The sequence below is a fragment of the Kitasatospora purpeofusca genome, assembly GCF_034043715.1.
In the GTDB taxonomy this organism is placed as follows: Bacteria; Actinomycetota; Actinomycetes; order Streptomycetales; family Streptomycetaceae; genus Kitasatospora; species Kitasatospora purpeofusca_A.
This window is the reverse complement of sequence record NZ_JAXCLC010000015.1, coordinates 114866-121974: the sequence shown is the minus strand read 5'-3', so window position 1 is coordinate 121974 and position 7109 is coordinate 114866. Positions and strand designations below refer to the sequence as shown.

The 7109-nt window shown below is 73.5% G+C and carries 3 protein-coding genes and 1 pseudogene; 1 reads left to right on the top strand and 3 read right to left on the bottom strand.

Going from position 1 to position 7109, the window contains the following annotated elements; genetic code table 11:
* From SM793_RS11040 to SM793_RS11030, 3 genes and pseudogenes are all read right to left on the bottom strand, one after another.
* Positions 1-1773 (bottom strand): annotated as a pseudogene (locus SM793_RS11040) (hypothetical protein); the annotation flags it as partial.
* Positions 1774-2038: 265 nt separating this feature from the next.
* Positions 2039-3553 (bottom strand): lipase maturation factor family protein, encoded by a 1515-nt coding sequence (locus tag SM793_RS11035; protein WP_320437924.1) that lies wholly within the window; start codon positions 3551-3553, stop codon positions 2039-2041.
* Between the two features lie 475 nt (positions 3554-4028).
* Positions 4029-5093: a GAF domain-containing protein gene (locus SM793_RS11030; RefSeq protein ID WP_320437917.1), complete on the bottom strand. Its 1065-nt coding sequence runs from the start codon at positions 5091-5093 to the stop codon at positions 4029-4031.
* Positions 5094-5698: 605 nt separating this feature from the next.
* Here SM793_RS11030 and SM793_RS11025 point away from each other — a divergent pair.
* Positions 5699-6970 (top strand): acyl-CoA dehydrogenase family protein, encoded by a 1272-nt coding sequence (locus SM793_RS11025; RefSeq protein WP_320437923.1) that lies wholly within the window; start codon positions 5699-5701, stop codon positions 6968-6970.
* Positions 6971-7109 lie beyond the last annotated feature (139 nt).

Sequence of the window (7109 nt, the reverse complement as noted above, 5' to 3'; positions counted from 1 at the left end):
CTCCGCGACCTCCGCGACCTCCGCGACCTCCGCGACCTCCGCGACCTCCGCGACCGGAGCCTCGTTCACGGCCTCGACGACCGGCTCGACGGGCTCCTCAGCCACGACCTCGGTGGTGACGGTCGGCTCGGCGTCGGCGACCGGCTCGGCGTCGGCGGGAGCCTCCGTGACAGCCACATCCTCGACCTCGACCGTGGTCTCGGCGACTGCCTCGGCCTCGGGCTCGGCCTCGGCGATCGGCTCGGGGGCCTCCTCCACCGTGACCGGCTCGGCTTCGGCCTCGGCCTCCGGCGCGACCTCAACCGCGGGCTCGGCCTCAACCGCGGGCTCCACCACGGGCTCGACCTCGGCCACGGGCTCCGGCTCGACCACCGGCTCCACCACGGTCACGGCCTCAGGCTCGATCTCGGTGGGGGCGATGGTCTCCGCCTCCGGGGCGGAGGGCTGAACCGGCGGGGCGGGGGTGGTGCCGAGAAGGTCGTCGGCGGCGGGCGAGGGGGCCGGGAGGGTGACGACGGGCGGCTGCTCCTCCGCCGGGGCCTCGGCCTCCGGGCTGTCAGCCTCGGCCAGGGGTTCGACGGTGACGGCCTCGGTCTCCGGGGCGTCGGTGTCCACCGCGACCTCGGCCGCGACATCGACCTCAGCCTCAGCCTCGACCTCGACGTCGACCTCAGCCTCAGCCTCGACCTCGACGTCGACCTCGGCCGCCACCTCGGTCTCCTCCGTACCCGTCACGGCGGCCTCCGCGTCAGCCGCCGTGACGGCCGCCTCCTCGGTGGCCGGCCGGTCCTCCTCGACCGGTGTCACCAGACCGTCGCGCTGTCCGCCGGCGAGGGCCTGGCGGGCGGCGTAGGCGGCCTCGGCGGCGCGGCGGTCGGCGCGGGCGGCGGCGAGCTCGGTGAGGAGTTCGGCGAGGCCGGCGTCCTCCAGGCCGGCGCGCAGGCCGCGGACGGTGGGCAGGCGGTAGAGGGTGCCCTCGTCGGCGGCGAGGCGGTCGACCAGGTCGACGAGGTCCGGGAAGGACAGTGCGTCGAGGTCCTGGCCGGGCAGCAGGCGGGCGAGTTCGCGCACCCCGGTGTTGATCGCCTCGAAAGCCTGCGCCGTGCGGTGGACGAGGGCGGCGTCGGACGGCGCGGCGGGCAGGGTGCCGGCGGGCGCGAGGGCGGCCCAGGCCCGGCGCTCGACCGCGGCGGAGGCGAGTGCCTCGTGCAGGTCCTGGCTGCGGGGGCGGCCGGTGGTGACGGCGAGCGCGGTGGCCTGCTTGCGCAGCGAGCGGGCGCGCAGCCAGGAGAGCTTGACGCCGCGCTCGCGCCGCCAGGTCCGGTCGGCGGTGGCCGCGATCAGCGATTCGAGGTCGGTGTCGTACACGGCGGGGGCGAGCACGGTCGAGGTGCGGCGCAGGAGCTGGAGCATCTCGACGAGTACGGCGGTCTTGCCGACGGTGTCCGGCGCGTCGATCCGGACGTCGGCGGCGAGCGCGGTGACGTCGTCCCAGACCTGCTGGAGGTCGTGTCCGCGCAGTTCGGCGAGGACGGTGGACGCGGCGCGGGCGTCCTCGGGGGTGGCGACGGTGTCCAGGGCCGCGTACCAGGGATGGGTGTCGGCGGTGAGGGTGAAGGCACCGAGTTCGGCGTAGCGGCCGAGGTCCTCGCGGAGGTCGGTGTCGGTGGTGGTCGCGGCGGCCGTGGTGTCCGTGGCGGCCGTGGTGTCCTTGACGTCTGCGGAGCCGGCTGCGTCGGCCGCGTCGGCGTTGCGGGAGTGAAGCACTGTCATGTGAGGTCCGGTTCTGGGCGGCTGCGGCGGGGGCGTGGGCTGGCGGCGGGGGGGCGGCGGTCCGGGTGCGCGGTGCGGCCCCGGCGGGTGGGGCTGAAGGGGCGCGCGGTAGGTCTGCCGGTCGGAGGCCAAGAATACGGGTGCCCGTTCGAGCCATGCACGCACCCACCGCTCCTCGGGGCGGTGTGGCGTGCCACAGCGCCCGGCCGGGCGCCACCCGGGAGGGCCGGCCGGGTGGTCCGGGTCACCGGCCAGCGCCCGGTCATCACCCGTTCGGGGCACGCCGGGAGCGGCCTTCCGGGTCCGTACCACCCGTCCCGGCCGTGCCCGGGGCCGGTGGCGGGTGGTGTCCGGCGCGGGCGAGGGCGGCGAGGTCGACCGGCGCGAGGTACTCGGTCAGCGGTGTCCGGTGCCACCAGGCGCGGGTCTGCCGCAGTTCGCGCCAATCGGTGAACCGGTAGTGGTGGAGGGTCGCCCGGACGTGGGTCGGCGGGGTGTCCGGGAAGGGGTTGTGCCGCAGCAGGCGCAGGGTGTCCCGGTCGTTGACGAGCAGCCGGGCGACGAACGGCAGGAACCACGGCCGGGCGTACCCGGTGGAGATGGCCGCGAACCACATCAGCCAGTCCAGCCGCAGGTGGTAGGGGGCGTACTGGCGCGGGAGGCGGCGGACGTCGCCGGGTTTGCCCTTGAATCCGTACTCCTTCCAGACGGTGTGCCGGGTGACCACCGGCTCGTCCGTCCCTTCGAGCACGACCTCCTGCCGGGTGCGGCTGACGCTGCCGAACGCGCCGTAGGTGTTGACCAGATGGAGGCGGTTGAAGGAACGGTTCATGGCCTGGTGGGGCGAGACCATGTTGCGGACCGGCCAGTAGCTCAGGACGAGCACGGCGGCGGTGAGGGCCAGTGCCAGGACCTCGAACCACACCGGGGCGGCGGGGTAGTCGCGCGGGTGGACGGGCAGGCCGAGGCGGGCCGGGTCGACGGCGGCGAGGGCGAGCGCGACGGTCAGCCAGTTGAGCCAGGCGAAGTTGCCGGAGGCGACCAGCCAGAGCTGGGTGGCGACGACGACGCAGGCGGCGAAGGTCGCGACCGGTTGCGGGAGGAGCAGGCAGACCGGGACGAGGAGTTGGGTGACGTGGTTGGCGCCCGCCTCGACGCGGTGCAGCGGCCCGGGCAGGTGGTGGAAGAACCAGCTGAGCGGCCCGGGCATCGGCTGGGTCTCGTGGTGGTAGCGCAGACAGGTGAGGTCCCGCCAGCAGCTGTCGCCGCGCAGTTTGATCAGTCCGGCGCCGAACTCGACCCGGAGGACCAGCCAGCGCAGCAGCCACAGGACGGGGGTGGGCGGGGCGGTGTCGGCGTTGCCGAGGAAGGTGGCCAGGAAGCCCGCTTCGAGCAGCAGCGATTCCCACCCGAACGAGTACCAGGTCTGCCCGACGTTGACGATCGACAGGTAGAGGACCCACAGCACCGCCCAGCAGAGCATCGACATCCCGAGCGGGACGGCGTCGCCGAGGCCGCCGAGGAGGGCGGCGGAGAGTGCGGCGCCGGTCAGGGCCACGGCGGCGAAGAAGCGGTCGCTGTAGTGGAGGTGGAAGAGTCCGGGCGCCTGCCGGAACGGGACCCGGGCGGTGAAGCGGGGGACGGGGAGCATGCCGCGGCTGCCGATCAGGGCGCGGAACTGCCGGGCGGCGGCGAGGCAGGCGATCAGGTAGAGGGCGGCCAGCAGCCGTTGCACGAGCAGTCTGCTGAGCCAGTACTCGGGGGCGGCGAACCACTGCATGCGGCCCATGCCTACCACCGGCGGCGGCCGTGGGGGCGGGCCCGGCGGGGCGGCGGCGGGCGGTTCACCCGGACAGCAGTGTGGCGGGGAGCCTCTCCTCGGGGGTGAGAGGCGCCCCGCCACGCTGGGACGGCTCGCCGCGGTGGGCGGCCGGTGCTGCGGTCCCGCCGCGACGCGCGGTCGGGGCGCGTTCGGGGCGGCTGGTCGGGACGTGGTCGGGATGTGTCGGAACATGCTCTGGACGTGCGCTGGACGGTCGGGACGTGCGCTGGACGGGTCGGGACGTGCTCTGGACGGGTCGGGACGTGCGCTGGGCTGGGCTGGTCGGGACGTGCGCTGGACGCGGTCTGGACAGGGTCGGGGCGCGGTGCCGCCGCGCTGGGCGGCCGGTGCTGCGCCGGACGGAACTCCGGTGGTGCGTACGCGGTCCGGGGGGTGACCCGCACGCGGTCCGGACGGGCCGGGCCGGTCGTGCTCAGCCCGGCAGGACGAGGCCGGTCTCCCCCGCGCCGAGGCCGGGGCGGCCGACCGGGGTGGTGCCGTTCTGCTGGAGGCGATCCACCAGGAGAGCGGCGAGCGTGCCGAGTTCCTCCTCGGTGCGGGACTGCGCGGTGACGTCCATGCCGACCGTCAGCACACCGGTGACCTGGCCGGTCCGGGCGGTGCGCAGCGGGGTGCAGGTGAAGCTGAAGATCTGCTGCCCGCGCTGGGCCTCGGGGCGAAGGGACTGGACCCGCACGTCGTTGAGGACGGTGGCGCGGCCGGTGTGGTACGCCTCGGAGACCGCCTGCTGGAGGCCGCCGGCACCGAGCTGGGGGTAGGCCAGACCGACGGCACCGTACGCCACCGGGGCGCCGAAGGTGTCGGCGTGCTGGGCGTTGGCGTAGCGGATCTCCTGGCCGGGCCCGTCGGTGAGCATGATCGGGAACGGCGAGCCGTCGAAGGCCGCGAACATCTCCTGCTGCTGGGCGAGCAGGTTGTCGCGCAGGCGGATCTCGGAGAGCAGGGCCTCGGCGAGGTGCTGGATGTCGCGCAGCCGTTCGCGGCCCCACTGGCGGGGTTCGCGGTCGAGCACGCAGACGGTGCCGATGACGGTGTTGGTGTCGTCGACGAGCGGGGCCCCGAGGTAGGCGCGGACGCCCAGTTCGTCGACGACCGGATTCCCGGCGAACCGGGGGTAGGCGAGGATGTCGTCGAGTGCGAGGGGGGAACGCTGCGCGACGACGTGGGGGCAGAAGCCGTGACTCAGCGGCATCTCCCGGGTCGGAAGGTCGAAGGCGATGCCGCGATCGGCCCACGAGGAGCCTTCTTCGGCCACCACATCAGCGGAGTTTGGCGGGATGTAGAGCCCCCGGAACATCTGGCGCTCGTCGTTGATGAAGTTGACCATCGCGATGGGGGCGCGGGTGATGCTGGCGGCCAGGTGGGCGAAGCGGTCGAAGGCCTCGTCCGCGGCGGGCTCGTTGAGGCCCAGGCTGCGCAGCCTGCGGGCCCTGTCGGACTCGCCGGCGGCACCCGGGAACCGGCCTTGAGTGCTCATCACATCAGTCATGGCGCACATGTAATCAGACATCCGGCGCCCTACGCGCTCCCGGCCCCTTCCCTTTCCCACTGCTGATGCTCAGTCAAAGCCGCATGTCGGCGGCGAGACGGCGGGCGGCCCACCTGCGGGCGGCGGAGGGCCGTCCGGCGGGCCTCCGGGCGGGAACGGGCGGGGAACCGCCGGGCAACCGGAACGGGACGCGGCGGACAACCGGAACGGGGGTTTCCGGGCGGCCGGAACGGGGCACGCGCGGCAGCCGGAACGACATCCGGCGGAAACCCCGGATCCCAAAAGCGGGACAGGTCACTTCCCCGCCCGGTACCCCTTCAATCCCCGACAGTCCGTGAACGGCCCGAATCACGCCAATCCAAGATCCACTGTAGAGCGCTTCCGACGCACATATGACAATGAGCCCTGCCGAAAAACGGCGGTCCCCAAGGGCAGCGTGGGCCACCGCCGGCACATCCGCACGCACCGGCTGCAACTCAGGGGCAACCGGCCGCCACCGTCACTCCCCCACCCCTCGGCGGCCGAAGCGGATCGGCTGCACGGACGGAGGCACATCCACCGAACCACCCGAACCGAGAGGACCTGGCATGGCGATGGACTACTTCACCGACGAGCGACACGAGAGCCTCCGAGCGGAGGTACGCGAGTTCGCGGAGAAGGAAGTACGCCCGCAGGTGGCCAGAATGGAGGCCGAGCGCCAGGTCGAATTCGAGCTCTCGCGGGAGATCGCCCGCCGTGGCTGGATCGGCGTCACCATCCCGCGCGAGTTCGGCGGGCTGGGGCTGGGACACCTGGCCAAAACCGTGATCGTCGAGGAACTGTCGCGCGTCAGCGGCGCGATGGGGGCGATCGCGCAGGCCTCGCAGCTCGGCGTCGCCAAGGTCATCCACTTCGGCAGCGACACCCAGCGCCGCCACTGGCTGCCCAGGTTCGCCGACGGGACGGCGCTGCCCACGATCGCCGTCACCGAACCGGAGTCCGGCGGCCATGTGCTCGGCATGAGCGGCACCGCCCGGCGCGAGGGCGACGAGTACGTGCTCAACGGGCGCAAGTGGTTCGTGGGCAACTCGCACATCGGCGACGTGCACGGCGTGGTGCTCCGCACCGGCGAGGGCAGCAAGGGGCTGTCCGCGTTCCTGGTGGAGAGCGACCGCCCGGGCTTCCGTACCGGCGACCTGGGCTCGCAGAGCGGTCTGCACGGCTTCAGCTTCGGCGAACTCGTCTTCGAGGACTGCCGGATCCCGGCCGCCAACCGGCTCGGCCTCGAGGGCCAGGGCCTGGACGTGGCCTACTCGTCCTCGACCCTCTACGGGCGGCTGAACCTGGCGGCGGTCGCGCTCGGCATCCACCGGGCGATCGTCGAGGACACCGCGCGGTTCGCCGAGGAGCGCATCATGTACGGCAAGCCGCTCTCCCAACTGCCGAACATCGCACTGAAGCTGGGCGAGATGCAGTCCCGGCTGATGACCGCCAAGCTCGCCGCGTACCACGCCTCGCACCAGCTGGACCACGGCCGGCCGTGCGACGCCGAACTGATGAACGCCAAACTGATCAACACCGAGTACGCGCTGGACTCGGCGCGCAACGCGATGGAGATCCACGCCGCCCGCGGCCTGCACGCCGATTTCCACATCGAGCGCTACCTGCGCGACGCCACCCACGTCTACCCGCCGGCCGGCACCTCGGACGTCCAGCGGCTGCGGCTGGGCCAGGTGGCCTCGGGCACCTACGGGAAGCAGTGGTCAGCCGAACTCGCCCCGCTGGCCAGCTGGGCGTGGACCGAGCTGGCCGAGCGCGAGGCCGGGGCGGAGGCGCAGGCGCAGGGCGCGTCGGCGGCCGTGCTGCGGATGCCGCTGGCGGGCTGAGCCGGGCGGCGCCGGGACCTCCCCACAGGTCTCCCCGGTGTTTCCCTGTTCCCCCCGTCGCTCCATCGCTGCTTCACCGCCGCTTCACCGCCGCCCCCTCGGCGCTGCCCGGTCGTCCCCGCCACCGGCGGGGGCCCGG

Bases quoted from the DNA above. Each gene is read 5' to 3' on its own strand.
- SM793_RS11035 (WP_320437924.1), bottom strand. From the start codon at position 3,553: ATGCAGTGGTTCGCCGCCCCCGAGTACTGGCTCAGCAGACTGCTCGTG.
- SM793_RS11030 (WP_320437917.1), bottom strand. From the start codon at position 5,093: ATGAGCACTCAAGGCCGGTTCCCGGGTGCCGCCGGCGAGTCCGACAGG.
- SM793_RS11025 (WP_320437923.1), top strand. From the start codon at position 5,699: ATGGACTACTTCACCGACGAGCGACACGAGAGCCTCCGAGCGGAGGTA.